Origin of the sequence: Paraburkholderia sp. BL9I2N2 (assembly GCF_004339745.1) — a bacterium.
Lineage (GTDB): Bacteria > Pseudomonadota > Gammaproteobacteria > Burkholderiales > Burkholderiaceae > Paraburkholderia.
The window spans coordinates 1,089,704-1,115,434 of sequence record NZ_SMGP01000001.1 but is presented as its reverse complement, the minus strand read 5'-3'; the positions used below and the strand labels follow the sequence as shown (position 1 = coordinate 1,115,434).

The 25,731-nt window shown below is 65.3% G+C and carries 21 protein-coding genes; 11 read left to right on the top strand and 10 right to left on the bottom strand.

The genetic code is table 11. From position 1 onward, the window contains the following. Positions 1 to 39: 39 nt before the first annotated feature. The gene (gene smc / locus B0G74_RS05140) at positions 40 to 3,558 is read right to left on the bottom strand and encodes a chromosome segregation protein SMC (RefSeq protein WP_132373921.1); all 3,519 of its coding nucleotides are present in this window, start codon (positions 3,556 to 3,558) and stop codon (positions 40 to 42) included. A 149-nt stretch (positions 3,559 to 3,707) separates the two neighbouring features. Then, positions 3,708 to 4,703, bottom strand: coding sequence for a DMT family transporter (locus tag B0G74_RS05135; RefSeq protein WP_132373920.1), 996 nt, complete (start codon positions 4,701 to 4,703; stop codon positions 3,708 to 3,710). Between the two features lie 609 nt (positions 4,704 to 5,312). Between B0G74_RS05135 and dapC the strand changes: the two genes are divergently transcribed. The 6 genes from dapC (at position 5,313) to cls (ending at position 11,842) form a co-directional block, all read left to right on the top strand. After that, positions 5,313 to 6,530: a succinyldiaminopimelate transaminase gene (dapC, locus tag B0G74_RS05125; RefSeq protein WP_132373918.1), complete on the top strand. Its 1,218-nt coding sequence runs from the start codon at positions 5,313 to 5,315 to the stop codon at positions 6,528 to 6,530. A 69-nt stretch (positions 6,531 to 6,599) separates the two neighbouring features. Then, positions 6,600 to 7,427 (top strand): 2,3,4,5-tetrahydropyridine-2,6-dicarboxylate N-succinyltransferase, encoded by an 828-nt coding sequence (gene dapD / locus B0G74_RS05120; RefSeq protein ID WP_042323096.1) that lies wholly within the window; start codon positions 6,600 to 6,602, stop codon positions 7,425 to 7,427. Further along, a complete protein-coding gene (locus B0G74_RS05115; RefSeq protein WP_132373917.1) occupies positions 7,427 to 7,792 on the top strand; it encodes an ArsC family reductase in 366 nt (121 codons plus the stop codon). Before dapD ends, B0G74_RS05115 begins: the two co-directional genes overlap by 1 nt. A 166-nt stretch (positions 7,793 to 7,958) precedes the next feature. After that, positions 7,959 to 9,098, top strand: a complete 1,140-nt coding sequence (gene dapE / locus B0G74_RS05110) for a succinyl-diaminopimelate desuccinylase (protein ID WP_132373916.1) — start codon at positions 7,959 to 7,961, stop codon at positions 9,096 to 9,098. A 17-nt stretch (positions 9,099 to 9,115) separates the two neighbouring features. Beyond that, positions 9,116 to 10,000 carry a 50S ribosomal protein L3 N(5)-glutamine methyltransferase gene (gene prmB, locus B0G74_RS05105; RefSeq protein WP_132373915.1) on the top strand — a complete coding sequence of 295 codons (885 nt, stop codon included), beginning with the start codon at positions 9,116 to 9,118 and terminating at the stop codon, positions 9,998 to 10,000. Between the two features lie 390 nt (positions 10,001 to 10,390). Next, complete coding sequence (gene cls / locus B0G74_RS05100) at positions 10,391 to 11,842, top strand: cardiolipin synthase (RefSeq protein WP_132373914.1); 1,452 nt, start codon at positions 10,391 to 10,393, stop codon at positions 11,840 to 11,842. 11 nt (positions 11,843 to 11,853) lie between these two features. Here cls and B0G74_RS05095 read toward each other — a convergent pair whose 3' ends face one another. Then, complete coding sequence (locus B0G74_RS05095) at positions 11,854 to 12,333, bottom strand: glutathione peroxidase (RefSeq protein WP_132373913.1); 480 nt, start codon at positions 12,331 to 12,333, stop codon at positions 11,854 to 11,856. 135 nt (positions 12,334 to 12,468) lie between these two features. On the opposite strand from B0G74_RS05095, the gene B0G74_RS05090 reads away from it, so the two are divergent. Both B0G74_RS05090 and B0G74_RS05085 read left to right on the top strand, forming a co-directional pair. Then, positions 12,469 to 14,424, top strand: coding sequence for an ATP-binding cassette domain-containing protein (locus tag B0G74_RS05090; RefSeq protein ID WP_132373912.1), 1,956 nt, complete (start codon positions 12,469 to 12,471; stop codon positions 14,422 to 14,424). Positions 14,425 to 14,557: 133 nt separating this feature from the next. Continuing rightward, a complete protein-coding gene (locus tag B0G74_RS05085; RefSeq protein ID WP_132376844.1) occupies positions 14,558 to 15,616 on the top strand; it encodes a CaiB/BaiF CoA-transferase family protein in 1,059 nt (352 codons plus the stop codon). A 208-nt stretch (positions 15,617 to 15,824) separates the two neighbouring features. On the opposite strand, the gene B0G74_RS05080 is transcribed toward B0G74_RS05085, so the two are convergent. From B0G74_RS05080 to alr, 3 genes are all read right to left on the bottom strand, one after another. Further along, positions 15,825 to 16,103 (bottom strand): DUF2866 domain-containing protein, encoded by a 279-nt coding sequence (locus tag B0G74_RS05080; protein ID WP_132373911.1) that lies wholly within the window; start codon positions 16,101 to 16,103, stop codon positions 15,825 to 15,827. Positions 16,104 to 16,246: 143 nt separating this feature from the next. Next, the gene (gene radA / locus B0G74_RS05075) at positions 16,247 to 17,623 is read right to left on the bottom strand and encodes a DNA repair protein RadA (RefSeq protein WP_132373910.1); all 1,377 of its coding nucleotides are present in this window, start codon (positions 17,621 to 17,623) and stop codon (positions 16,247 to 16,249) included. Positions 17,624 to 17,626: 3 nt separating this feature from the next. Further along, positions 17,627 to 18,697: an alanine racemase gene (gene alr, locus B0G74_RS05070; protein WP_132373909.1), complete on the bottom strand. Its 1,071-nt coding sequence runs from the start codon at positions 18,695 to 18,697 to the stop codon at positions 17,627 to 17,629. A gap of 218 nt (positions 18,698 to 18,915) precedes the next feature. Between alr and lplT the strand changes: the two genes are divergently transcribed. Next, the gene (gene lplT, locus B0G74_RS05065) at positions 18,916 to 20,223 is read left to right on the top strand and encodes a lysophospholipid transporter LplT (RefSeq protein WP_132373908.1); all 1,308 of its coding nucleotides are present in this window, start codon (positions 18,916 to 18,918) and stop codon (positions 20,221 to 20,223) included. Positions 20,224 to 20,281: 58 nt separating this feature from the next. Next, entirely contained in the window at positions 20,282 to 21,088 is an 807-nt protein-coding gene (gene thiD, locus B0G74_RS05060; RefSeq protein WP_132373907.1) for a bifunctional hydroxymethylpyrimidine kinase/phosphomethylpyrimidine kinase, read from the top strand. Positions 21,089 to 21,462: 374 nt separating this feature from the next. Here thiD and B0G74_RS05055 read toward each other — a convergent pair whose 3' ends face one another. Genes B0G74_RS05055 through tsaB form a run of 4 tightly spaced genes read right to left on the bottom strand, consistent with a single transcriptional unit; the run spans position 21,463 to position 25,007 of the window. Continuing rightward, positions 21,463 to 22,476: a DUF1853 family protein gene (locus B0G74_RS05055; RefSeq protein WP_132373906.1), complete on the bottom strand. Its 1,014-nt coding sequence runs from the start codon at positions 22,474 to 22,476 to the stop codon at positions 21,463 to 21,465. Beyond that, positions 22,473 to 23,708, bottom strand: coding sequence for a uracil-DNA glycosylase (locus tag B0G74_RS05050; RefSeq protein ID WP_132373905.1), 1,236 nt, complete (start codon positions 23,706 to 23,708; stop codon positions 22,473 to 22,475). Before B0G74_RS05050 ends, B0G74_RS05055 begins: the two co-directional genes overlap by 4 nt. Continuing rightward, complete coding sequence (rimI, locus tag B0G74_RS05045) at positions 23,695 to 24,189, bottom strand: ribosomal protein S18-alanine N-acetyltransferase (protein ID WP_132373904.1); 495 nt, start codon at positions 24,187 to 24,189, stop codon at positions 23,695 to 23,697. The genes B0G74_RS05050 and rimI overlap by 14 nt, the downstream gene beginning before the upstream one ends. Further along, complete coding sequence (gene tsaB / locus B0G74_RS05040) at positions 24,186 to 25,007, bottom strand: tRNA (adenosine(37)-N6)-threonylcarbamoyltransferase complex dimerization subunit type 1 TsaB (protein WP_132373903.1); 822 nt, start codon at positions 25,005 to 25,007, stop codon at positions 24,186 to 24,188. Before tsaB ends, rimI begins: the two co-directional genes overlap by 4 nt. Positions 25,008 to 25,188: 181 nt before the next feature. Here tsaB and B0G74_RS05035 point away from each other — a divergent pair, with 181 nt between their 5' ends. Next, complete coding sequence (locus B0G74_RS05035) at positions 25,189 to 25,458, top strand: acyl-CoA-binding protein (RefSeq protein WP_132376843.1); 270 nt, start codon at positions 25,189 to 25,191, stop codon at positions 25,456 to 25,458. The last annotated feature ends 273 nt before the right edge of the window (positions 25,459 to 25,731 follow it).

Below are 25,731 nucleotides of genomic sequence, written 5' to 3'. Positions count from 1 at the left end.
GGCCGCTGCGCTGAACGCGGACACCCGCGAAGGCTTGGTTTAAACGATATTCTGGGCGAAACCGGCAGCCGTTTCCATGTCGACAGCAACGATCCGCGACACGCCCTGCTCCTGCATGGTCACGCCGATCAACTGCTGCGCCATTTCCATCGCGATCTTGTTGTGCGAGATGAACAGGAACTGGGTTTTGTCCGACATCGCCCGCACGAGATTCGCGAAACGTTCCGTGTTGGCGTCGTCGAGCGGCGCGTCCACTTCGTCCAGCAGGCAGAACGGCGCGGGATTCAACTGGAACATCGCGAACACCAGCGCGGTCGCGGTCAGCGCTTTTTCGCCGCCCGACAGCAGGTGAATCGTCGAATTCTTCTTGCCCGGCGGCTGCGCCATCACCTGCACGCCGGCGTCGAGAATTTCGTCGCCGGTCATGATCAGCTTCGCTTGCCCGCCGCCGAACAGGCGCGGGAACAGTTCGCCGAAATGCTGGTTCACCTGGTCGAAGGTGCCTTGCAGGAGCGTGCGCGTTTCGGCGTCGATCTTGCGGATCGCGTCTTCGAGCGTTTCGATTGCGCTGTTCAGGTCGGTCGATTGCGCATCGAGGAACGACTTGCGCTCGGTCGCCGCCTTCAGCTCGTCGAGCGCGGCCATGTTGACCGGACCGAGCGCCGTGATGGCGTTGTTGATGCGCGTGACTTCGCCCTGCAGGTACGACGGCTTCATGTCCGGCGTGAGCTTGGCCTGCAACTCGGCCTCGTCGACACCCGCCGCGGCCAGTTGCTCGATGAACTGCTCGCCGTTCAGACGCGCCGCCTGTTCCTTCAACTGCAATTCGTTGATGCGGTCGCGCAAAGGTTGCAGCGCGCGTTCGGCCATGAGGCGCGTCTCGTCGGCGGCACGCAGCTTGGCGGTCAAATCGTCCAGTTCGAGGCGCGCGGCGTGCAGCGCTTCTTCCTTGACGGCGCGAATATCCAGCGCGTCTTGCAGGCCGGTGTGCGCGGTCTGCTCGTTGATGGTTTCCAGCTCGGCGCGCGCATCTTCCAGCGACGCCGCGACACGCTCGCTCTGTTCGTGCGCGACCTGAATGCTGCGCTTCAGTTCGTCGATGCGGTTCGCCATGTTGCGCGCGGCAAAGCGCGCGTCGGTGGCGGCGCGGTCGAGATCGCGCGCCTGGCCGCGAGCGGCGGTGAGTTGTTCGTCGAGTGCTTCGAAGGCCAGTTGATGATCTTCGAAACGCGCCTGCAATTCGGCGAGCTCACCATCATGACGCTCGAAGTTCGCTTCCGACTCCGCCCGCATGGCACGCTGCTCTTCGATCTGCGCGGTGATCTCTTCGAGTTCCTCGCGAATCTGCGTGCTGCGCTGGGTGTAACGCTCATACGCCTGGGTGAGCTTGAGCACGTCCATTTGCAAGGCATGCACGCGCTGCGTGGCGCGCTCCGCCTGCTGACGCACATCGGTCAGCGCATGGGCGGCTTGCGTGTGAGCGGCTTCGGCGCGGATCGCGGCGGCCTTCGCTTCGTCGGCGAGCAAGGCTTGCGCACGAACCTGACGCGCCAGATTTTCGATTTCCTGCTGACGGGCCAGCATGCCGGCCTGCTCGGAGTCGGCGGCGTACAGTTGCACGCCGACGCGCGTCACCACATGCCCCGCCTTGACGACGAACGAGCCGCCTTCCGGCAACTGCGAGCGCATGGCGAGCGCCTGCTGCAGATCGTCGGCGACGAACGAGAGACCGAGCCAGTCGTTCAGAACCGCACGGATGCCCGCGTCGTCGATTCGCACCAGCGACAGCAGCGGCCGCAATGCAGCCGGCGCAGCCGCCGGCTGGCCGGCTACCGGCGGCGCATAAAAGGCGAGCTTGGCGGGCGGCGCATCGGTCGCGAACGCCTTGACCCAGTCGAGGTTCGACACTTCCAGCGCGGCGAGCCGTTCGCGCAACACGGCCTCGAGCGCGGCTTCCCAACCGGCTTCGACATGCAGCTTCTTCCACAGACGCGGCAGGCCGCCCAATTCGTGCTTCTCGAGCCACGGCTGGATCTTGCCTTCGGTCTGGACGTTTTCCTGCAACTGCTTGAGCGCGGCAAGGCGCGCGTCGAGCTGGTGAATCTGGGCGCTTTCCGTTTGCACGCGCTCCTGCGCGGCGCGGCGTTCGCCGTCGAGCCGCGGCAGCGTTTCCTGCGCGTCGGCCAAACGCGTTTGCGCGTCGTGCAGGATTTCCTCGTGCTCGGCGAGTTGCATGCGCAGGTCTTCGAGCTGCGCTTCGTCGGGGGCGTCGAGACCGCCCGCTTCCGACTTCAAGCGCTCGTGACGCGCCTGCAGTTGCTGCAATTGCTGATCGGCATTGCGCTGATGCGCGGCTTCGAGCTTGAGCGCCTGTTCGGTCTGCGCGATCCCGCCGCGCTCGGCGTTCAACTCCGTTTGCGCATCGCGCCAGCGCGCTTCGAGCGCGGGCATCGCGTCGTGCTTGGCTGCGGCTTCGTCTTCGGCGAGGGCGGCTTTTTCCTCGGCGACGGCCAGTTGTTCCTCGGCGTCCGCGAGATCGTCTTGCGCTTTTTGCGCCTGCGACTGCCATTGCTCACGCTGCGCGTTCAGCGCGGCGATCTGCGCCTGCACGCGATTGCGCGATTCGACGATGAACTTGATCTCGGCTTCGAGCCGGCTGACTTCCGAATTCGCCTCGTAGAGCGCGCCTTGCGCGCCCTGCATCGCGTCGCTGGCGGAGTAATGCGCGACGCGCAGCGTTTCGAGTTGCGCTTCGACTTCGCGCAGCTTCGCGGTGTGCGCTTCGAGGTCGATCTGGGCCTGCTCGATCGCGCGTTGCTGGCGTTCCTGCTCGCCGCCGGCTTCGTTCTTGCGCAACAGCCACAGAAGACGCTGCTTCTCTTCGCCGTCGGCCTGCAGTTCTTTGTAGCGCGTGGCGACCACGGCCTGCGCTTCCAGCTTCTCGAGGTTCGCGCCCAGTTCGCGGACGATATCCTCGACCCGCGTCAGATTTTCGCGCGTGTCGTGCAGACGGTTCTCGGTTTCGCGGCGGCGTTCCTTGTACTTCGACACGCCCGCGGCTTCTTCGAGGAACACGCGCAACTCTTCCGGCTTCGCCTCGATCAGGCGCGCGATCATGCCCTGCCCGATGATCGCGTAAGCACGCGGCCCGAGGCCGGTGCCGAGGAAGATGTCCTGAATGTCGCGGCGGCGCGCCGGCAGATTGTTGATGTAGTAGCTCGAGGTGCCGTCGCGCGTGAGCACGCGCTTCACGGCGATTTCGGCATACTGCCCCCACTGCCCGGCGGCACGGCCGTCGGCGTTGTCGAACACCAGTTCGACGCTGGCGCGGCTACCGGGCTTCCGCGCGGTCGAGCCATTGAAGATCACGTCCTGCATCGACTCGCCGCGCAGCTCGGAGGCGCGCGATTCGCCGAGCACCCAGCGCACGGCGTCGATGATGTTGGACTTGCCGCACCCATTCGGTCCGACCACGCCGACTAGCTGGCCCGGGACCTGGAAATGCGTAGGATCGACGAATGACTTGAAGCCAGCGAGTTTGATCGAGGTCAGACGCACGGCGATTTCGCTGTTTGAAAAGGGAAAAAAATAAGTGGCTCGTGAAGGCCGCGCCAGCCGTTCGCCAACAGAGCGATACGGCCCGCGAACCCTCGGGCCTCGGATGCCGGCTTCACGCGGTGAGGCATGCGCCGGCTAATGAGGGGCAATCATACCATCGCGCGTGAGCGGTTTTTGCCGTCCTTACGGTCGTCGAGCCCCGCATCGCGTCCGTCAGCGAGACTCTCCTCCTGAATGGCCGGATCGGGCGGCATAGCCTTGGTCCGATGCACCCAACTCGACAGCGCCGAAGCCAGCACGATGCACACGCCGCCCGCCCATTCGCGCGGGCCGGGCGTCTCGCCGGCGAAGAGCCACGCGGACAGCGCCGTGACCACGATCTCGAACAGCATGATGATCGACGCCCGGTTGGCCGGCACGCGCGCGAGGCCGTACTGCACCAGCATATTGTTCGACGCCAGCAGAAAGCCGAGGCCGAGCACCAGCCAGGCGGCCGTGCCGAGATGCGCGCCGGTGGGCGGCGTGGGCATCGCCTCGAACAGCGAGGCACAGGCACTGAACAGCGCCGCGCCGCCAAAGATCGTCGCGGTGCGCATTTCCGGCTTCATGTCCGGCAACACGCGGCTCGTCTTGAGAATCAGCACGTTGCTCATGGCGAAGCCCATGCCGCCCGCGAGGCCTGCCCATTCGGCGAGATTGCCGGGCACGGGAATGCCCAGCTGCGGCGACCACAGCATGGTCATCGCGCCGGCCAGCGACAACGCTGCCAGGCCCGCGCCCGCCCACGTCAGCCGTTCGTGCAGGATGAAGTGCGCGAACAGCGCGGTCCACGCGGGAGTGAGATAGAACAGCAGCAGCACGCGCATCACCTGGCCGTGAATCGAGCCCCACACGAAGCCGAGGTTGGTGATGCCCGCCGCCAGCGCGAGAGCCGGCAGCAGCCAGTGCCAGCGCACGGTCTTGAGCGCGCGATAGCGCACCAGCAGCACGAACAGGCAGCCGGCGCCGCTCGTCAGCGCGCTGGCTGCGGTGCCCGTCACACCGAGCGCCGCCAGCATGCGCAATGGATACCAGATCACGCCCCACACCGACGCGCCCAGCATGATCGCGAGCGTCGGCCAACCGTTGCGAAGCCAGTTGGTCATGGTGCAGGGCTCCTTGCGGAGGTTTTTGGGGCGTTTCTGTCGTGGACCGCGGTGCTCTTTGCGCAGGCGCTGGTGGCGTTCAGGCCGACGAGCGCGACTTTCCTTGCATAGGCGCTACTGGTGTTCCGGCCGCGCACTGCCGCTCTACTCGCAAAGGCGCTGCGGGCATTCCGACCGAGGACCGCGGCGCTCCTGCGCCTGTTGTGTCCGGTTGTCTCCAAGACTGCTGCGTACATTGCTGCTCCTGCTTCTTTTTTTGCGCGAACCGTCGGCGGTTCGCGTCGTTCCCGCTGCAGCGCATTGCCTGCGCCGCCTGGCGGGTTGCGCCGTTGCTCAACGACGCGATGTCTTTTACCTGTTCGACTGCTTAACTGTTCAACTTACCTTTACGGCGCGGCCGTGAATCGCCTGTGCGCGCCGCCGGCGCCAGTTCTGCCCGTGAGCGGCTGCGTCACGCTACGCCCGCCACGCCATGCGCACCACGCTATAATCATCCGCTTGCCGCTCTGCCGTGTGTTTCGCGCACCTTGTGCGCTTGACCGCCGGCGCGCGTGCCCCGCTTCTTCCGCATCCGTCTGTGCCCCTCTTCGATCAGGCTCGATCCGCCCAGTGAATCCGCTACTCGACTCCCTTCAGCCCTACCCGTTCGAAAAGCTGCGCGCGCTTTTCGCGGAGCTCACGCCGACCGCCGGCCTCGCGCATATCAGCTTCGGCATCGGCGAGCCGAAACACCCCACGCCCGCGCTGATCCGCGACGCGGTGGTGGCCTCGCTCGGCGGTTTGTCCTCGTATCCGGCCACGATCGGGTCACCGGCGCTGCGCGAGTCGATCGCAAAGTGGGTCACGCGGCGCTACAACCTGCCGCCGGTCGATCCGGCCACCCTGGTGCTGCCGGTGTCGGGTTCGCGCGAGGCGCTGTTCGCGCTCGCCCAGACCGTGCTCGACCCGAAAAAGAATGCTGACGGCGAGCCTGCGATCGTACTCTGTCCGAACCCGTTCTACCAAATCTACGAAGGCGCGGCGATTCTGGCCGGCGCGCAGCCGTATTTCGTGAATAGCGATCCGGCGCGCAACTTCGCCTGCGACTACTCGGCGGTGCCGGCCGACATCTGGGCGCGCACGCAGCTGCTGTATGTGTGCTCGCCCGGCAATCCGACCGGCGCGGTGCTCACGCTCGACGACTGGCGCGAACTGTTCGCGCTGTCGGACCGCTACGGCTTCGTGATCGCCTCGGACGAGTGCTACTCCGAAATCTATTTCGACGAAGCCAACCCGCCGCTCGGCGGCCTGGAAGCGGCCCACCGGCTCGGCCGCGGTTTCGAGCGGCTCGTCATGCTGTCGAGCCTGTCCAAACGCTCGAACGTGCCAGGCATGCGCTCGGGCTTCGTCGCGGGCGATGCGGCGATTCTCAAGGACTTCCTGCTATACCGGACATACCACGGCGCGGCCTTGTCGACAGTGTTCCAGAGTGCCAGCATCGTGGCCTGGAATGACGAGACGCACGTGCGCGAGAACCGCGCAAAGTACGTGCAGAAGTTTTCCACCGTGACGCCGATGCTCGCCGAGGTGCTCGACGTGCGCCTGCCGGACGCCGCGTTCTACCTGTGGGCGGACGTCTCGCGCACGGGTCTCACGGACACCGAGTTCGCCCAGCGCCTCTACGCCGACTATAATGTGACGGTTCTGCCGGGCTCGTTCCTCGCGCGCACTGCGCATGGCGTGAACCCCGGCCGCAATTTCGTGCGCATGGCGCTCGTCGCCGACGTCGACGAATGCACGCAGGGCGCGCAGCGGATCGTCGATTTTTGCCGCGCGCTGGCGGGTTGAGTTTTCACTTTGCGACCCCGCGCACCGCATCCCCTTCTTCAGACTTCAACTCTTCGATAAAGCACGCATATGTCGCAACAACTTCAGCAGATCATTGACACCGCCTGGGAAAACCGCGCCGAACTGTCGCCGAAGGCCGCTCCGGCCGACGTGCGCGAAGCCGTCGCCCACGCTATCGAGCAACTGGACAAGGGCCTGCTCCGCGTCGCGGAGAAGAAGGACGGCGACTGGGTCGTCAATCAGTGGCTGAAGAAAGCCGTGCTGCTGTCGTTCCGCCTGGAAGACAACGCGCCGATGCCGGCCGGTGGCTACTCGCAGTTCTACGACAAGGTGCCGTCGAAGTTCGCCAACTACACCGCTGAAGACTTCGCCGCCGGCGGCTTCCGCGTGGTGCCGCCCGCCATCGCGCGCCGCGGCTCGTTCATCGCGAAGAACGTCGTGCTGATGCCGTCGTACACGAACATCGGCGCGTACGTGGACGAAGGCACGATGGTCGACACGTGGGCCACCGTCGGTTCGTGCGCGCAGATCGGCAAGAACGTGCACCTGTCGGGTGGCGTGGGCATCGGCGGCGTGCTCGAGCCGCTGCAGGCGAACCCGGTGATCATCGAAGACAACTGCTTTATCGGAGCGCGTTCGGAAGTGGTGGAAGGCGTGATCGTCGAAGAAAACTCGGTGATCTCGATGGGCGTGTACCTCGGCCAGAGCACCAAGATTTACGACCGCGAAACCGGCGAAGTCACGTATGGCCGCATTCCGGCGGGCTCGGTGGTGGTGGCGGGCAACCTGCCGTCGAAAGACGGCTCGCACAGCCTCTACTGCGCCGTGATCGTCAAGAAGGTCGACGCCAAGACGCGCGCGAAGGTCGGCTTGAACGAGCTGCTGCGAGGCGACTGATGGCGCGCGGCACGAAAACCGTCGTCTACGGCATCCCGAACTGCGATACCGTGAAGAAAGCCCGCGTGTGGCTTGAAGAGCACGGCGTCGAGTTCGAGTTCCACGACTTCAAGAAACACGGCGTGACCGAACCGCTCGTGCAGGACTGGCTGAAAGACGTAAAGCTCGACGCGTTGCTGAACCGGCGCGGCACCACGTGGCGCGCCCTGTCCGACGACATGAAGGCGGCCGCGGACACGCAGTCGGGCGCGATCGCGTTGATGATCCACAAGCCGTCTGTGATCAAGCGGCCTGTGCTGGTGGTCAACGGGCGCGTCAAGTCGCTCGGCTTTTCGGCGGACGACTACACAGCGCTGTTCGCGTGAGCCTGCGCGCCTGGCCTGAAGCGTGATTTCGCGCAACTGAGCGCAACACGTAGTCGCGGTACGTAGTAAAACGCGGCCTCGGCCGCGTGGCTCAAAAGCTGTTGCCGGCTGCGGTGTTCAACCGCCAGCCGGCATTTTTTCATTTCAAAGTGGCTGTATCGAATCCATGTCCGGCACCCTCGCCCTTACCGAACAACTGATCGCGCGTGCGTCCGTCACGCCCGACGACCAGCATTGCCAGCGCCTCCTGATCGAGCGCCTGTCCGCGCTCGGCTTCGAACACGAGACCATCGAATCGAACGGCGTGACCAACCTGTGGGCCGTTAAACGCGGCGTCGACGGCACCGCGGGCAAGCTGCTCGCGTTCGCCGGCCATACCGACGTGGTGCCGACCGGCCCGCTCGAACAATGGCACTCGGCGCCGTTCGAGCCGACCCATCGCGACGGCAAGCTGTATGGCCGCGGCGCGGCGGACATGAAAGCGTCGATCGCCGGCTTCGTGGTGGCGAGCGAGGAGTTCGTCGCCGCACACCCGGCACACCGCGGCTCGATCGCCTTCCTGATCACGAGCGACGAAGAAGGCCCCGCCACCGACGGCACCGTCAAGGTCGTCGAGGCCTTGCAGGCGCGCGGCGAGCGCATGGACTACTGCGTCGTCGGCGAACCGACTTCGAGCGCGCAATTCGGCGACATGGTGAAGAACGGCCGGCGCGGTTCGATGTCGGGCAAGCTGATCGTCAAAGGCGTGCAAGGCCATATCGCCTATCCGCATCTGGCGAAGAATCCGGTGCATCTGCTCGCGCCCGCACTGGCCGAACTGGTCGCCGAACGCTGGGACGACGGCAACGAATACTTCCCGCCCACCACGTGGCAGGTGTCGAACATTCACAGCGGCACCGGCGCGACCAACGTGATTCCGGGCCATGCTGACGTCATGTTCAACTTCCGCTTCTCGACGGCGAGCACCGTGGAAGGGCTGCAGGCCCGCGTGCACGCGATCCTCGACAAGCACGATCTGGACTACGATCTGCAATGGACCGTGAGCGGCTTGCCGTTCCTCACGCCGCGCGGCGATCTGTCGAACGCGCTCGCCAAGGCGATCAAGGACGAAACCGGTGTCACCACTGAACTGTCGACCACCGGCGGCACCTCGGACGGCCGCTTCATCGCGCGCATCTGCAAGCAGGTGATCGAATTCGGCCCGCTGAACGCCAGCATCCACAAGATCGACGAACATATCGAAGTCGCACACATCGAGCCGCTGAAGAACGTGTATCGCCGCGTGCTCGAACAACTGATTGCGTGACCCAAGGACTATTTGCGATGACGCTCCCGTTTTCCACCGTTCGCGACCTGCTGCGTTTCGCGGTCTCGCGCTTCAACCAGGCCGATCTGTCGTTCGGCCACGGCTCGGCCAATGCCTACGACGAAGCCGTCTATCTGGTCCTGCACACGCTGCATCTGCCGCTCGATCTGCTGGACCCGTTTCTCGACGCGCGTTTGACCGCGGCTGAAATCGACGCCGTGCTGAACGTGATCGAGCGCCGCGCCACCGAGCGCGTGCCGGCCGCCTACATCACGCAGGAAGCCTGGATGCACGGCTTCCGCTTCCACGTGGACGAGCGCGTGATCGTGCCGCGTTCGTTCATCGGCGAATTGCTGCAGGACGGTTTGCAGCCCTATGTGGAAGATCCCGAGCAGGTGAGCGCCGTGCTGGAGTTGTGCACCGGCTCCGGCTGCCTCGCGATTCTCGCCGCGCATGCGTTCCAGAACGCGGATATCGACGCGGTGGATCTGTCGGCGCCCGCGCTGGAAGTCGCCGCGCGCAACGTCACGGACTACAAGCTCGACGACCGCGTCGCGCTGTTTGAAGGCGATCTGTACGCGCCGCTCGCCGAGCGCCGCTACGACGTGATCATCAGCAACCCGCCGTATGTGAACGCGGCGTCGATGCAGGATCTGCCGGCCGAATACAAGCACGAGCCGGACATGGCGCTGGCGGGTGGCGTCGACGGCATGGACATCGTGCGGCGGATCATCGCCGAAGCGCGCAACTGGCTGACCGACGAAGGCGTGCTGGTCGTCGAGATCGGCAACGAGCGCGCGAACGTGGAAGCGGCGTTCGGCGGGCTCGATCTGGTCTGGCTGTCCACCAGTGCCGGCGACGATAACGTGTTCCTGATCCAGGCGGCCGATTTGCCGGTTTGAGGTTTTATCGCTTCTTCGGGATGCGGTGCGCATGGCGGGCTTGACCTGCTGTGCGCAGTGCGCCTGAGCAAAGCCGCTTTACCGGGCGCTCGCTTTGCGCCCAATCTCTGCGTGTCGCGCGTCCAAACGAAGCCGCTTTCACGAGCGCTCGCTTCGAGCCCAAGTCTCGTCCAACATCCCACGCCCGACTCGCGCGCTTACGACCAGGCAAAAGCAAAAATGTTCTGCCCATGTCGACCACACCGCATTCGCGCACGCGCCCCCGAAGCTTGACTGCGGCTTGACCATTCCCCACCCCCAACGCACGCACGTTCGGTAAGATGGGCGCGGTCAGCTGCCCGGCGCCTATCGAGCCGGCCGAGGCAGCGCTTCGCCAACCCAACCCTGCCTATGCAATTCGACCTGCTTCACATCGGCACGCTGGTCGCCCTCTGCCACATTCTCGGCGTGGCCGCGGCATGCCACGCGATTCTCAACACGCGCACTTCCCAAGGTGCGATCGCGTGGGCCGTGTCGCTGGTCGCGATGCCTTATCTGACGCTGGTGCCGTATCTGTTCCTCGGCCGTAGCAAGTTTGCCGGCTACGCGGACGCACGCCGCGTCGAAAACGAACTGCTGCGCACGCGCGCGCATCCGCCGGAATGGGACACGCGCGCGTCATCGGCGGGCCTGCCCACGCTGGAGCTCGGCGGCAGGCTCGTGCATTCGCTCACGCGCCTCGGCGGCATGCCGTTTCTACCCGGCAACTCGGTACGCACGCTGGTGAACGGCGCAGCGACCTTCGAGGCCATCTTCGAAGCGATCGAGAACGCGCGCCGCTACGTGATCGTGCAGTTTTTCATCGTGCGCGACGACGCGCTCGGCGAGATGCTCAAAGACGCGCTGATCGCGAAAGCGCAACAAGGCGTGCGCGTCTATTTCCTGTACGACAGCATCGGCAGTTTCGATCTGCCGCATCGCTATGTGGCGGCGCTGCGCGCGGGCGGCGTGGAGACGCATCCGTTCGCCACCAATCGCCGCTTCGTTAACCGTCTGCAACTGAACTTCCGCAATCACCGCAAGATCGTTTCGGTGGATGGCGAACGCGCGTTTGTCGGCGGACACAACGTGGGCGTGGAATATCTCGGCGGCAAGCCGCCGCTCTCGCCGTGGCGCGATACGCATATCGAGGTGCGCGGCCCGGCGGTCGCCAGTATCCAGTTCGTATTCACGGAAGACTGGCACTGGGCCACGCAGCAGTTGCCCGAATTCGACATGCCGCCCGCTCCGGTCGCCGATCCCGCGGCGGGGCAAGGCATGCACTGCCTCGTCGTGCCGAGCGGTCCGGCGGACAAGCAGGAGACCTGCTCGCTCTTTTTCGTCGAAGCGATCAACGCGGCGCGCGAGCGAGTCTGGATCACCTCGCCCTACCTGATCCCCGACGAGGCGGTATTCTCGGCCTTGCGGCTCGCGGCGCTGCGCGGTGTGGACGTGCGCATTCTGATTCCGAGCCGGCGCGATCACCTCGTAGTGTTCGCCGCCTCGAAACTGTACGCGTACGACTCGCTACGCGCGGGAATCCGGATCTTCCGCTACCAGCCGGGCTTTCTGCATCAGAAGGTCGTGCTGATCGACAGCGCGGCCGCGGCGATCGGCAGCGCCAATCTCGACAACCGCTCGTTCCGGCTGAACTTCGAGATCATGGTGCTGACCGTGGATCGCGGCTTCGCCAAAGAGGTCGAAACGATGCTGCTGGCCGACTTCGCCGAATCGCGTGAAATCGACCGCAATGAGTACCGCAAGGCCACCGCTTTGAAACGCGTGCTGATGCACGTGGCGCGTCTCTTTTCGCCAATCCTGTAGCGGCGGCCGGCTTACAGCAGCTTTTCGATATCTTCGGTAATCGCCTCGGGCTTCGTCAGCGGCGCATAGCGCTTCACCACGTTGCCGTCGCGGCCGATCAGGAACTTGGTGAAATTCCACTTGATCGCTTCCAGCCCCAGCAGGCCCGGCGCCTCGCCCGTCAGATAGCGGAACAGCGGATGCGCGTTCGCACCGTTCACGTCGACCTTGTCGAACATCGGAAAGGTCACGCCGTAGTTCTTTTCACAGAAACTGCCGATCTGCTCGGCGTCGCCCGGCTCCTGCTTGCCAAACTGGTTGCAGGGAAATCCGAGCACCGCGAGCCCGCGTGCCGCATAGGTGTCGTACAGCTTTTGCAAGCCCGCGTACTGCGGCGTGAACCCGCATTCGCTCGCCGTGTTGACGATCAGCAGAACCTTGCCGTCGTACTGCCCGAGACTCACTTCCTCGCCGCCCAACGTACGTGCTGCAAACGAATAAATCGATGTCATGTGTTCCCCCCGTGAAAGCCGTCAGTCTATGCCAAAAGCTTCGCCGGTACAGTCGGCCGAATGGCCGATCCCGGTTGAGCGCCCGGTGTCGGGCCCGGCAGTCTAAAATAGCGGTTTTCTTCAGTCGGCCTTTTCGTGATCCGCTTTAACCAGTTCAGCCTCGCGCGCGGCACCAAGCCGCTCTTCGACAACACCACGTTCACCCTCAACCCCGGCGAAAAGGCCGGCCTGGTGGGGGCGAACGGCGCGGGCAAGTCGACGCTGTTCGCCGTGCTGCTCGGCGAGCTGCATGCTGACGGCGGCGATTTTTCGATCCCGCCGAACTGGCAGATCGCCCACGTCGCGCAGGAAACGCCCGCCGCGGACAAGACCGCCCTCGCCTACACGCTGGACGGCGACGCCGCTTTGCGCGCGATCGAAGCGGCGATTGCCGCCGCCTCCGCCGCGCACGACGGCGCGGCCGAAGGCGAAGCGCACGCCGCGTTCGCCGACGCCGACGGCTACACCGCGCCCGCGCGCGCCGAAGCCCTGCTGCTCGGCCTCGGCTTCACGCTGGAACAGACGCGCGAGCCGGTCAGCAGCTTTTCTGGCGGCTGGCGCATGCGCCTGAACCTCGCGCAGGCGCTGATGTGCCGCTCCGACCTGCTGCTGCTCGACGAACCGACGAACCACCTGGATCTCGACGCGATCGTCTGGCTGGAAGACTGGCTGGCCCGTTATCCGGGCACACTGATCGTGATCTCGCACGACCGCGAATTCCTCGATTCGGTCTGCAACGTCACGCTGCATCTGGAACAGCAGCAGATCAAGCGCTACGGCGGCAACTACTCGCAATTCGAAGTGCTGCGCGCACAACAGATCGCGTTGCAGCAAAGCGCGTACGAAAAGCAGCAGCGCACGGTCGAGCATTTGCAGAGCTACATCAACCGCTTCAAGGCGCAGGCCACCAAGGCGCGCCAGGCGCAGAGCCGCGTCAAGGCGTTGGAAAAGATGGAGCTGATCGCGCCGGCGCACGCGTCCTCGCCGTTCACGTTCGAATTCCGCACGCCCGATTCGGCGCCGAATCCGATGATGGTGATGGAAGGCGTGCGCTGCGGCTATCGGAGCGAGAGCGATCCCGCCGTCGAGATTCCGATCGTCGATCACGTCATGCTGTCGATCCAGAACGGTCAGCGCATCGGGCTGCTCGGCGCCAACGGCCAGGGCAAGTCCACGCTGATCAAGACGCTTGCCGGCACGCTCGAGGCGCTCGGCGGCCACGTGCGCGAAGGCAAAGGGCTGCGCATCGGCTACTTCGCGCAGCATCAGCTCGAAACGCTGCGCCCCGACGACACCCCGTTGCAGCACCTCGCGCGTCTCGCACCGGACACGCGCGAGCAGGAATTGCGCGACTTCCTCGGCAGCTTCAACTTTTCCGGCGAGATGGCGACCTCGAAGATCGCGCCCTTCTCCGGCGGTGAAAAAGCCCGCCTCGCGCTCGCGCTGATCATCTGGCAAAAGCCGAATCTGCTGCTGCTCGACGAACCGACCAATCACCTGGATCTCGAAACGCGTCACGCCCTGACCATGGCGCTCGCGCAGTTCGAAGGCACGCTGATTCTGGTGTCGCACGACCGGCACTTGCTGCGCGCCACCACGGATCAATTCATGCTGGTCGCGAAACATCGCCTGCAGGAATTCGACGGCGACCTCGACGACTACCGGGACTGGCTGCTTCAGCATGCGGCCGAGCAACGCGCGGCGCTCAAAGCGAACGCGGCATCGAGCGGCGGCAATGGCGGCGACAGCGGCGTGGACAATGGCGTGAACCGCAAGGAACAGCGGCGCCTCGAGGCGGAAACGCGTCAAAAGCTTGCGCACCTGAAAAAACCGCTGCAAAGCCGGATCACGAAGATCGAAAAGGAAATGGACGCGCTCAACGCGGAGAAGGCGACGCTCGATGCTTTTGTCGTCGATCCGGCGAGTTACGAGCCCGAGCAGAAAAGCAAACTGACGGAGGCGATCCGCCGTCAGGCAGATGTGAACGCGCGCCTCGAAACGCTCGAAGCCGAATGGCTGGAGACTCACGAGGAACTCGAACAGATCGGCTAGCGGCACGCAGTTTCAGGTCCGCGCCGGCATCGACGGGAGGTTGGCTTTGTCATCCGCGACATCATCCGTCTCAACGCCTGATTCATCGGCCACGGTTTCGGCCGCCGCGTCGGCTGTCTCCGCGCCGCCCGCGCTGCAAGGGCTGCGTGTGCTCGACCTGACGCGCCTGCTGCCGGGACCGGTCGCCGCCCTGCGCCTTGCCGAACTGGGCGCCGACGTGCTGAAGATCGAAGCGCCCGGCGCCGGCGATCCCACCCGCACGATGATGCAGTCCTCGAGCGATCGCGTGGCCGGGCGGCCCGGCGCGTTTTACCGGCTGGTGAATCGCGGCAAGCGCGAAACGCGCCTCGACCTCAAATCCGAAGCGGGACGCAACGTGCTGTGCGCGCTCGCGGCGGAAGCGGACGTGCTGATCGAGAGTTTCCGGCCAGGCGTGATGGAGCGGCTGGGCCTCGGCTACGAAACGCTGCGCACGCTCAATCCGCGGCTGGTGTTCTGCGCGATCAGCGGATACGGCGCGAGCGGCCCGTTCGTCGACCATGCCGGACACGATCTGAACTACATCGGCTACGCGGGCGTGCTCGATCAACTGGCGGGCCGTGACGGCGCGCCGATCCTGCCGAATTTCCAGATTGCCGACCTGCTCGGCGGCGCCTTGAGTGCGGTCACGCAGATTCTCGCGGCGCTATGGCATGTGTCGCGCGGCGGCGAAGGCCGCTTCGTCGATGTCTCCATGACGCATGCCACCTACGCGCACAACGTCGTGGCGCAGGTCGCGCTCGCTAACGAAGGCGCGGCGCCTGCCGTCGGCGCCGGTCTGCTGAACGGCGGTGTGCCTTGCTACAACCTGTACCGCACGCTCGATAACCGCTGGCTCGCGGTCGGCGCGCTCGAACTGAAATTCTGGGAAACGCTCTGCATGGCGCTCGACCGGCCCGAATGGGCCACGCGCCACTGGAGTCTCGGCCAGGCAATCGGCGGTCCGGACGCCACCGCGCTCACTCAGGAACTAGCCGACGTGATCGGCAAGCGTCCGTTGGAAGAATGGGTTTTGCTGCTGGAGTCGCTCGACTGCTGTGTCTCGCCGGTGCTCACGGCTGCCGAAGCCGCGCGGCATCCGCTGTTCAATCCGCAGGCTTACGATGCGGCGAGCGCGAGCGGTGAAAACGATGAAGGGAGCCTGATCAGGTAAGGCGCAGGAGAAGCAGCGCCTTGGCGGGGCCAGCCGGCCGGCGGTGAAATGACACCTGGTGCGCCGCCTTTTAGCTCTGTGCGGCGAGAAAAGGCTCAGAAGCCACGAGGGCTAAAGGCGTAAGGAGCAAAGGCTAGCGGCGAGCCGCGAGCGCAGGAAAATAACCACGCGACACACTCCGGGCCAGCCCGCTCCGCCCGCACAAACCTCAGCGCCGCGCAGCAGTTTGCCGCGGCAACGTCTGACGCGGCGTCTTTTCGTCGTCGTACAGCACGTGCTTGCGGCCTTCCACATGACGATTGATCGTCGCGCGAACTTCGGCGGCCGTGGCGTCTTCGGCCACCACCCGCCGCGAAATCTGCCCTGCCGTGTCGATCCATTCGACGATCCGGCAAGCGCCGCCCCAAGGCTGGCGAATAGGCGCGGAGACGCGGCAGCCGCGCACCTGGATCGGCTGCTCGGCTACGGTTTCATATAACTGTTTCAAGGCGCGATCCTTTTTCGGGCATCAGAAGGGATGCATACCCTTGCAGCTTAGGAAAAAGGAATGTCGGGTAGGTTACAGCCAATATGGAGATATTTACCGGGCATTACGGAACGTCGGGCGCCCCAGGACGCCCGAACCCCCGTCTATTCGAGCGTGCGGACCCGGTCGATCGCCTGTTCGATCCGCTCGACCGCAACGACCTGTAAGCCTTCTATCGGCTGCTTCGGCGCATTGGCCTTGGGAATCACCGCGACCGAAAAGCCCAGTTTGGCGGCTTCCTTCAGACGCTCCTGACCGCGCGGCGACGGCCGGATCTCGCCGGCGAGACCCACTTCCCCGAACACCACCAGCCCCTTGGGCAACGGCTTGTTACGCATGGACGAATGAATCGCGAGCAGCACGGCCAGGTCGGCCGCGGGCTCGGTAATCTTCACGCCGCCCACGGCGTTCAGAAACACGTCCTGATCGAAACACGCGATACCGGCATGCCGGTGCAGCACCGCCAGCAGCATCGCGAGCCGGTTCTGTTCCAGGCCGACCGCAAGGCGCCGCGGATTCGGCGCGTTGGCGGCATCCACGAGGGCCTGCACTTCGACCAGCAGCGGGCGTGTGCCCTCCTGCGTCACCAGCACGCAGGAACCCGGCACCGACTGCTCGTGCTGCGACAGAAACAGCGCCGACGGATTGGCCACGCCGCGCAAGCCGCGCTCGGTCATGGCGAACACGCCGAGTTCGTTGACCGCGCCGAAGCGGTTCTTGATCGCGCGCACCAGCCGATACGAGGAATGCGTGTCGCCCTCGAAGTACAACACCGTGTCGACGATGTGCTCGAGCACGCGCGGCCCGGCGAGCGCGCCTTCCTTGGTCACGTGGCCGACCATGATGATGGTGGTGCCCGACTGCTTGGCGATCCGCGTGAGTTGCGCCGCGCACTCGCGCACCTGGGCGACCGAGCCCGGCGCGGAAGTCAGCGCATCGGAATAGACCGTCTGGATCGAGTCGATCACGGCGACATCGGGCCGCTGATCGGCGATCGTCGCCTGAATTTTTTCGAGCTGGATTTCAGCGAGCAGTTGCAGCTCGCTCGCCTTCGAGCCCGGCTCCAGCAACGAAAGCCGTTGCGCGCGCAACGCAATCTGCGCGGCCGATTCCTCGCCGCTGATATAGAGCGCGCGTTTGTCGGCGGCGATCTCCGCGAGCGATTGCAGCAGCAGCGTCGATTTGCCGATGCCCGGATCGCCGCCGATCAGCACCACGCCGCCCGGCACCAGACCGCCGCCGAGCACGCGGTCGAACTCGCTCACGCCGGTGGAAAAGCGCGGCACATCGGACGCGTCGATATCGGCGAGCCGGCGCACCGGCGCGCTCTTCGCGAGCGACTGGAAGCGGTGCGTGGACGGCGCTTCCGCCACCGACTCGACCAGCGTGTTCCACGCATTGCATGACGGGCACTGGCCGGCCCATTTCGGCGATTGCCCGCCGCATTCACTACAGATGTACAACGTCTTCGGTTTAGCCACGCGTTATTCCGCCCGTACCGGCACGCGCGGCGCCACGGCGCACATCAACTCATAGCCGATGGTGCCGCACGCCTGCGCGACGTCGTCGATCGGCAGCGAGGTACCCCATAGCTCGACGCGCGAGCCGACGTTGGCGGTCGGCACCGGCGTCAGGTCGACGGTGAGCATGTCCATCGAGACGCGCCCGACGACCCGCGTGCGCACGCCGTCGACGATCACCGGCGTGCCTTCCGGCGCGACGCGCGGATAGCCGTCCGCGTAGCCGCACGCCACCACGCCGATGCGCATCGAACCGCGCGCCTTGAACGACGAGCCGTAGCCGACCGTATGGCCTTCGTTGAGCATTTGCACGGCGATCAGTTCCGAAGCGAGCGTCATGGCCGGTTGCAGGCCCGTGCCTTCGATCGCGGCTGTCACGCCGGACGGCGACGCGCCGTACATGATGATGCCCGGACGCACCCAATCGAAGTGCGTAGCGGGATGCCACAGCGTGGCGGCCGAATTGGCGAGGCTGCGCGCGCCGGCAATGCCCTGCGCGCCGCGCTCGAACGCTTGCATCTGATAGTCGACGCCGCGATCGCCGTCGGCGTCCGAGAAATGGGTCATCAATGTGATCTGGCCGACGCCCTGGCAGGCGCGCGCCCGCTCCCACCCGGCGCGGAATTTCTCCGGCGTGTAACCGAGGCGATTCATGCCGGTGTTCATCTTCAACTGGATGTTGACCGGCTTGGACAGGCGCGCCATTTCGAGCATGCGCAACTGTTCGTCCGAATGCAGCGCGGTGGTCAGGCTGTAGCGGTCGATCACGTCGATATCGGTCGGACGAAAGAAGCCTTCGAGCAGAAGAATCGGGCCGGCCCAGCCCAATTCACGCAACTTCACGGCTTCTTCGAGGTCCAGCAACCCAAAGCCGTCGGTTGCGCGCAGGCCGGGAAAAACGCGCGCAAGGCCGTGCCCGTACGCGTTTGCCTTGACGACGGCCCAGATTTTGGATTTCGGCGCGTAGCGCCGGGCAACGGCGAGATTATTGGCGAGAGCGGAGGTATGAATCGTGGCTGAGAGGGGGCGCGGCATGGGATATTTTCGTAAAGACGCTTGCGAATCAGCGGCTTACAGGGCGTTTTCAACGCTCGGCAGCCCGCTGGGCGGTGCGATCAAGGATTCTGCTAGTCCGAATCCATCTATTTTCATGATATAAAGCCGTGCGCACAACCCATTTCGAACGGCATAAGCCCGGACGCTCAACCAGCGGCCGGGGCGGACAGACCGCAGCGAGGACAGCATCGCATCAGATGAAAAAAGGTTTTTACACCATCATGGCCGCGCAGTTTTTTTCGTCGCTGGCCGACAATGCGCTTCTGATCGCTGCTATCGCACTGCTGAAAGATCTTCACGCCCCGAACTGGATGACGCCGCTGCTCAAGTTGTTCTTTGTGCTGTCGTACGTCGTTCTCGCCGCCTTCGTGGGCGCCTTCGCCGACTCCCGTCCGAAAGGACGCGTGATGTTCATCACCAATACCATCAAGGTCGTCGGTTGCATCACGATGCTGGTCGGCGCGCATCCGCTGCTCGCGTATGGGATCGTCGGCTTTGGCGCGGCGGCCTACTCGCCGGCCAAGTACGGCATTCTCACCGAACTGCTGCCGCCTGACCGGCTGGTCGCCGCGAACGGCTGGATCGAAGGCACGACCGTCGGCTCGATCATTCTCGGCACCGTGCTCGGCGGTGCGCTCATCAGCCCGCACATTGCGGCGCCGATCCTGCGGCACCACATTCCCTCGGTCAACACGCCCGCCGAGGCGGCGATGCTGGTCATCATGGCGATCTATATCATCGCCGCGCTGTTCAATCTGCGCATTCCCGACACCGGCGCGCGCTATCCGAAACAGGAACGCGGCCCGATCAAACTCGTTACCGATTTCGCCGACTGTTTCCTCGTGCTATGGCGCGACAAGCTCGGCCAGATTTCGCTCGCCGTCACCACGCTGTTCTGGGGCGCCGGCGCGACGCTGCAATTCATCGTGCTGAAATGGGCCGAGGTGTCGCTCAACATGTCGCTCTCCGAAGCAGCCATCCTGCAGGCGGTGGTGGCCGTGGGCGTGGCGGCCGGCGCGATCTTCGCGGCGTCCCGCGTACCGTTGAAAAAGTCGCTGTCGGTGTTGCCGGTCGGCATCATGATGGGCATCGCCGTGATGCTGATGGCGTTCTACACGCGCGACCTGTTCCCTGCCCATTGGGGTCTCTATTTCGGCCGCGTGCATGTGCCGGGCTATCTGATCGTCGCGTATGTGTTTCTGATGATCGTCGGCGGCCTGTCGGGCTTTTTCGTCGTGCCGATGAACGCGCTGCTCCAGCATCGCGGGCACGTGCTGCTGTCGGCGGGTCACTCCATCGCCGTGCAGAACTTCAACGAAAACCTCTCGGTGCTCGTGATGCTGTGCCTCTACGCCGTGCTGGTGTGGCTCGACGTGCCGGTCACGGCGGTGATCGTGCTGTTCGGCACCTTCGTCTGCGTGATGATGTGGTTCGTGATGCGGCGCCACCAGGCCAACCAGCGCGCGTTCGATTCGGTCGCGCTGATCGGCGAAGTCAAGCACTGATCCGCGCTGGCTGCCCGCTCACGTCGCGGCCCGCGCCTTCCTCCTTCCTCGCTTTGCCATGACTCAACCGATTCCCAATGTGCTGACGATCGCCGGTTCCGATTCCGGCGGCGGCGCCGGCATTCAGGCCGATCTGAAGGCTTTCTCGGCGCTCGGCGCGTACGGCGCGAGCGTAATCACGGCGTTGACCGCGCAGAACACGCGCGGCGTCACCGCGATTCACGCGCCGGACCCCGGCTTCGTTACCGCGCAACTCGACGCGGTGTTCGACGACATCCGCATCGACGCCGTGAAGATCGGCATGCTGGCGAACGCGCCGATCGCGCGCGCGGTCGCCGACGCGCTGCGCCGGCATAAACCGAAGCACATCGTGCTCGACACGGTGATGATTTCGAAAAGCAACCACGCGTTGCTGCTGCCGGACGCGGTCGCGGCGGTGCGCGACGAATTGCTGCCGCTTGCCGATCTGCTGACGCCCAATCTGCCGGAAGCCGCCGCATTGCTCGGCGTGCAAGCCGCGACCGATGAAGCCGGCATGGTCGAGCAAGGCGAAGCGCTGCGTGCGCTCGGTGCACGCGCGGTGCTGATGAAGGGTGGCCATCTGAGCGCCACCGATAGTCCGGACTGGCTGGTGCAGGAGAGCGGCACGCTGCGTTTGGGCGGCCCGCGTGTGCCGGTGAAGAATACGCATGGGACGGGCTGCACGCTGTCGTCGGCGATTGCGGCGCTGATTCCGCAGCGTGGCGATCTGGCGAGCGCCGTCGCCGACGCGAAGGAGTATCTGACCGGCGCGCTGCAAGCGAGCGATCGACTCGACGTCGGCAGCGGCGTCGGGCCGGTGCATCATTTTTATCGGTGGTGGTGAGAAGCGGCTGGGTGTTGTGGCGCTCTGGCTGCGTTCGCCCGGTCTAGGGGCTTGGCTGATGGTTGCGCGCTTGTGCGTTGTAGCGGACCTGCGACGTTGTCCAGTTCTACGGCACTCTTAACGATGGTAGTGAGGCGCTCGCGCGTGGTTGTGGACCTGCGGCGTTGCCCGGCTCTACGGCACTTTTAACGACAGCAGTGAGGTGCTCGCGCGTTGTAGCGGACCCACCGCGTTGCACGGCCCTACTGCGTACTTTGATCGACGTTGGAGACAGGTTTTGTGCGTCGTAGCCGACTGGCTGCGCTGCTCGGGTCTGCGTCTCAGTCTTTCTGGCGCCGCCTGGTTTTTTCCGCTTCTTTCCCGCTCACCCGCCGCTACAGCCGCGCGTAGCTTTGCGCCAGCTCGGGCCATTCGTCCGGCACGATAAAGCCACGCGAGCGTTCTACAAGGTTGCCTGCGCTGTCCTCAGCGAACGCGGCGACCATCGCCGGTCCATGCTGATGCAACGTTTGTCCGCCGAGCGTTTGCGCATCGACGAAAGCGAGGCCCGCGGTCTGCACCTCAAGAGGCGTATAACGCCGCGGCGCAAGCCATTCCAGCCGCGGCAATGTTCGCCACTTTTGCGCCTGCGCCGCCGCGAACGCCTGCCAATCATCGCGCGTCACCCACCACCCACGGCCATGCGCCGGATCGACCTCAACAGGATCAAGCGGCGTCTCGCCATGCCGGTAAAACAGCCAGCCTTTGATGAACATCTGCGGCGTCCACGGACCCGCGTAGCCGACCGAGGCGAACTCCTCACGCGCGCTCAACGGCAACTGGTGATTCAGCACATGCGCGAGCTTGAGGTCGAAGCGGTCTTTCAGATTCGGGCCGACGTAATCGGATAACCGAGCGGACGACTGAGCATGCCCTCCGCCAGCATGCAGATAGCACTTCACGGCCAGCTCCCAATGCAGCCGCGCACCCTGCCGCGTCTGCACCAGAAAATCGCATTCGCCAAGCGTGACACCAGCGCGCCGCAAGGGCACGCCGGCAGCCACCAGCCGCGCCGCCGGTCCATGTTGCAGGGACCAGCCGAGCAGCCGTTCGGCGTACCGGCCAAGACGCGTGATGCGCGTCGCCGCCAGCTCGCGATGCAAGGGTTCGGGCGCGGCGTCGAGCGCGCGCAGCCAGTCGATGGTCGCCTGCGCTTCCTGCGGCGTGTCGAAGGGATTCGCCAGCGTGCCCACCGGTGGTTGCGGGCGCAACAGATCGGCGCTCAGCAACAACCACGTGAGATCGCGCACGGCGGAGTCGTGCAAGGTGTCGAGCAGCGTATCGCGGCTTGCGGCTTCGATGCCCGGCGCAGCGTCGGAACCGGCCGCCGGCCCCTCGGAGGGCGTCACTTCGACGCGTTCGACGGCGCGCCGCCCGCCGCCCGCCACGTGTCGCGCGCAAGGCACAGGTCGGCCCAGGCTTTGGCCTTGTCGGGCAGGCTGCGCAGCAGATACGCCGGGTGATACGTGACGATTACGGGCACGCCCTCGTATTCGTGCACGCGGCCACGCAGCGACGAAATGCTCGCCTCCGTTTTCAGCAGACTTTGCGCCGCGAAGCGGCCGAGCGCGACGATCAGCTTCGGCTTGACCAGCGCCACCTGACGTTGCAGATACGGCTCGCAACGTGCGACTTCGTCCGCTTCGGGATTACGGTTGCCGGGCGGCCGGCACTTGATCACGTTCGCGATATAGACGTTCGTGTCGCGCGCGAGCGTCAGCGAACGCAGCATGTTGTCGAGCAGCTTGCCGGCCTGGCCGACGAACGGCTCGCCAAGACGGTCCTCGTTCTCACCTGGCGCTTCGCCGATCAGCATCCAGTCGGCGCCGCGATCGCCGACGCCGAACACCGTGTTCGTGCGTTTCTCGCACAGACGGCAAAGCCGGCAGGCGGCGACGCGCTCGCTCAACGCGTCCCAGTCTAGCGTGTGGATTGCCGGCGCTGCAGGGGCTTCGTCGCGTGCGTCGGCGGGAGCTTGGGTCGGCAGGTCGTCGAACCACGCGAAATCGTCATCGGGTGGCGCGTCGAATGTCGGCGGCTCGGGGCTGCGCGGTTGCTGCGCTTGCGTTGACTGCGATGGTTGCGGCTGGCGTGTCTCGACCGGCGCCTGCGTCCGTCCTTGCGTCGGGTCTTGTGCAGGCCCTCCATGACGTTCAGCTTGCTCGCCGTTCTGCATGGAACGCGGTGACTCGCCTGCGCGCGTCTCAGCCGTCGGCCGCCGGTCATCGAACCGATCGCGTGCCCCCGCCGCAGGCGATGCCTGCTCCGGACGGCCAGGCGTGCGGCGTTCGCCTTGCGCTGGCGCGGCGTTGACTTGTTGTACGTCGGCCGCGCGCGTCGCGGGCTGCGAGGTTTGCTGAGCGCGAGCAACGGGTGGCAATCCTGGCGCCGCGCCGCGCGTCTCTGCTCGACGCGCATCCGGCCCGGCCAGCGCACCGGCGCTCTGCCCGACCACGCCTGCGGCCTCGGATGCTGCTTGAGCTTGCGGCTCAACAACCACCTCCTGCGCCACCGCCATCCCGCGACGCACCCACAGCGGCGCGAGCCCGAACTCTTCCAGTACCGATTCATGCAGCGCCATCTGCGCCCTCCGTGGCAAACGAGAAACGCATCACGATGGCGTCCTCCCGGCTGCGATGCCGCGCCGGATAATAGTTTTTGCGCCGGCCGATCGAAGCAAAGCCGAAGCGCTCATACAAGTGGATCGCCCGATAATTCGACGGCCGCACTTCCAGCAGCAGGCCGTCGAGTTTTTCAGCGCGGGTAATGCGCACCGCTTCCCGCAGCAGCGCGAGCCCGGCGCCGGCGCCTTGCGCCGCGGGCGTCACGCACAGATTGAGCAGATGCATTTCGTCGACGACCGGCATCAGCACGCAATAGCCGATCAGCGTGCCCGTGACATGGCGCAGACAAACGCCGAAGTAGCCGTTGCGCAGCGAGTCGCCGAAATTGCCCCGGCTCCATGGAAACTCATAAGCGATTTTTTCGATGGCGGCGACTTCGTCCAGGTCGCCTTCGGTCATCGGCGACATGTAGCGGTCCGCGAGCAACACGCCACTCATTGCCGGCCCTCGCCTTGCGCTGCGTCGTGCGCGAGTCTGGCGGCATGCTCGGCCTTGGCGGCTTTTTCAGCTTTGTCTGCAACCCGCTCAGCGGTGGTCTGGGCGACCTTGTCGCGTACGTATTCCGGCGCAGCCTGGTCGGCGGGCACCGTACGGCCGGCGCGCACTGCGCGCAGCGCAGCGTGGGCGAGCGGCACGGCGTGCGGCAGCGCTTCGCCGTCGACGCTCTTCGCCGCGGCGAGCGCCGGCAGCCGCGCGCCGAAGGCCGCGGCGGCATTGCCTGCCAGCGTGAAAGGGACATCGGGCAAAACGAGCCGGTCCGGTGCATCCAGCGACGCCGCCTGCAGCGTGCGCCATTCACCTTGCGCGTCGTCCCAGGCGTAGTCGGCCCAATAGATTTCGTCCATGCGGGCGTCGAGCGCGGCGAGCACGCGTGTCACCGACGGATCGCGCAGGCGGGCGCTCTCGGCACAGGCGAGCAACGTGCTGACCGGCACGACTGGCAGATTCAGGCCGAACGCGAGGCCTTGAGCGACGCCGGTCGCGGTACGCAGGCCGGTGAACGAGCCTGGACCGGAACCGAAGGCGATGGCGTCGCAGTCCGCCAGTTTCAGGCCGGCTTCGTCGAAAAGTTCGCGGATGGCGGGCAGAAGGCGCGTGCTGGACACCGCACCGGTTTGCTCGTGGCGCACCCAGAGACGCGGTTCGGCGCGAGCCTCTTCAGGCGTGGCGCCGACCGCACTGCCGGCAGCGGACAGAAGCGCTACCGAGCAGAATTCGGTCGAGGTATCGAGGGCGAGGAGCACAGTTTGAGTCATGGACCGTATTGTAATCGGCACGGCGCACGCAAATGTGGTTTGGCATGCGCGCGGCATGCTTCGGCGTTGCGGCCGTCTGCCGGCCGGTGTTTGGAATAAGCCCTCGGCCCCGCGGCGGTACGCAATTGTTATGATCATCAGCCGATCTCAATCCCGATCCCGCCCGGCGGGCAACATGACAATGACCGACATCGACACCCAGTTCACCCAAGCCCACGAAGACGTCCAGCAGTTGCCGGAGCGTCCGGGCAATCTCACCCTGCTGCGCCTCTACGCGCTCTACAAGCAGGCTACCCGCGGCGACGTTCACGGCGACAAGCCGGGCTTCACCGACATCGTCGGCAAATACAAGTACGACGCGTGGGCGGCGCTCAAGGGCACGGCGCAGGACGCCGCGAAGCAGCAATACGTCGAACTGGTCGAAGCGCTCAAGAGCGGCGAGGCGGCCTGAAGCAGCTGCGAAGCGACCATTGGCGGCCCGCCCGACAACCGGACCGCCCGCCAGACCAGCACCCGGCACAAACTTTTCCACTAGGAAAACTCCTAACAGTGGCGCAGTGCAGCAAAACCCTATACAATGCTGCCTGCGCTTCACTGCTTTGCCCGGCTTTCCTCTACCGGCCTTTGCGGCGCAGCGCCTCGTAGCGTTTAGCTCCAATCCAGTTTAGAACCTGTCCCCTCCTGCCTAGCCCCCTACGGGCGATCATGTCCCAGGCTGGCGGCA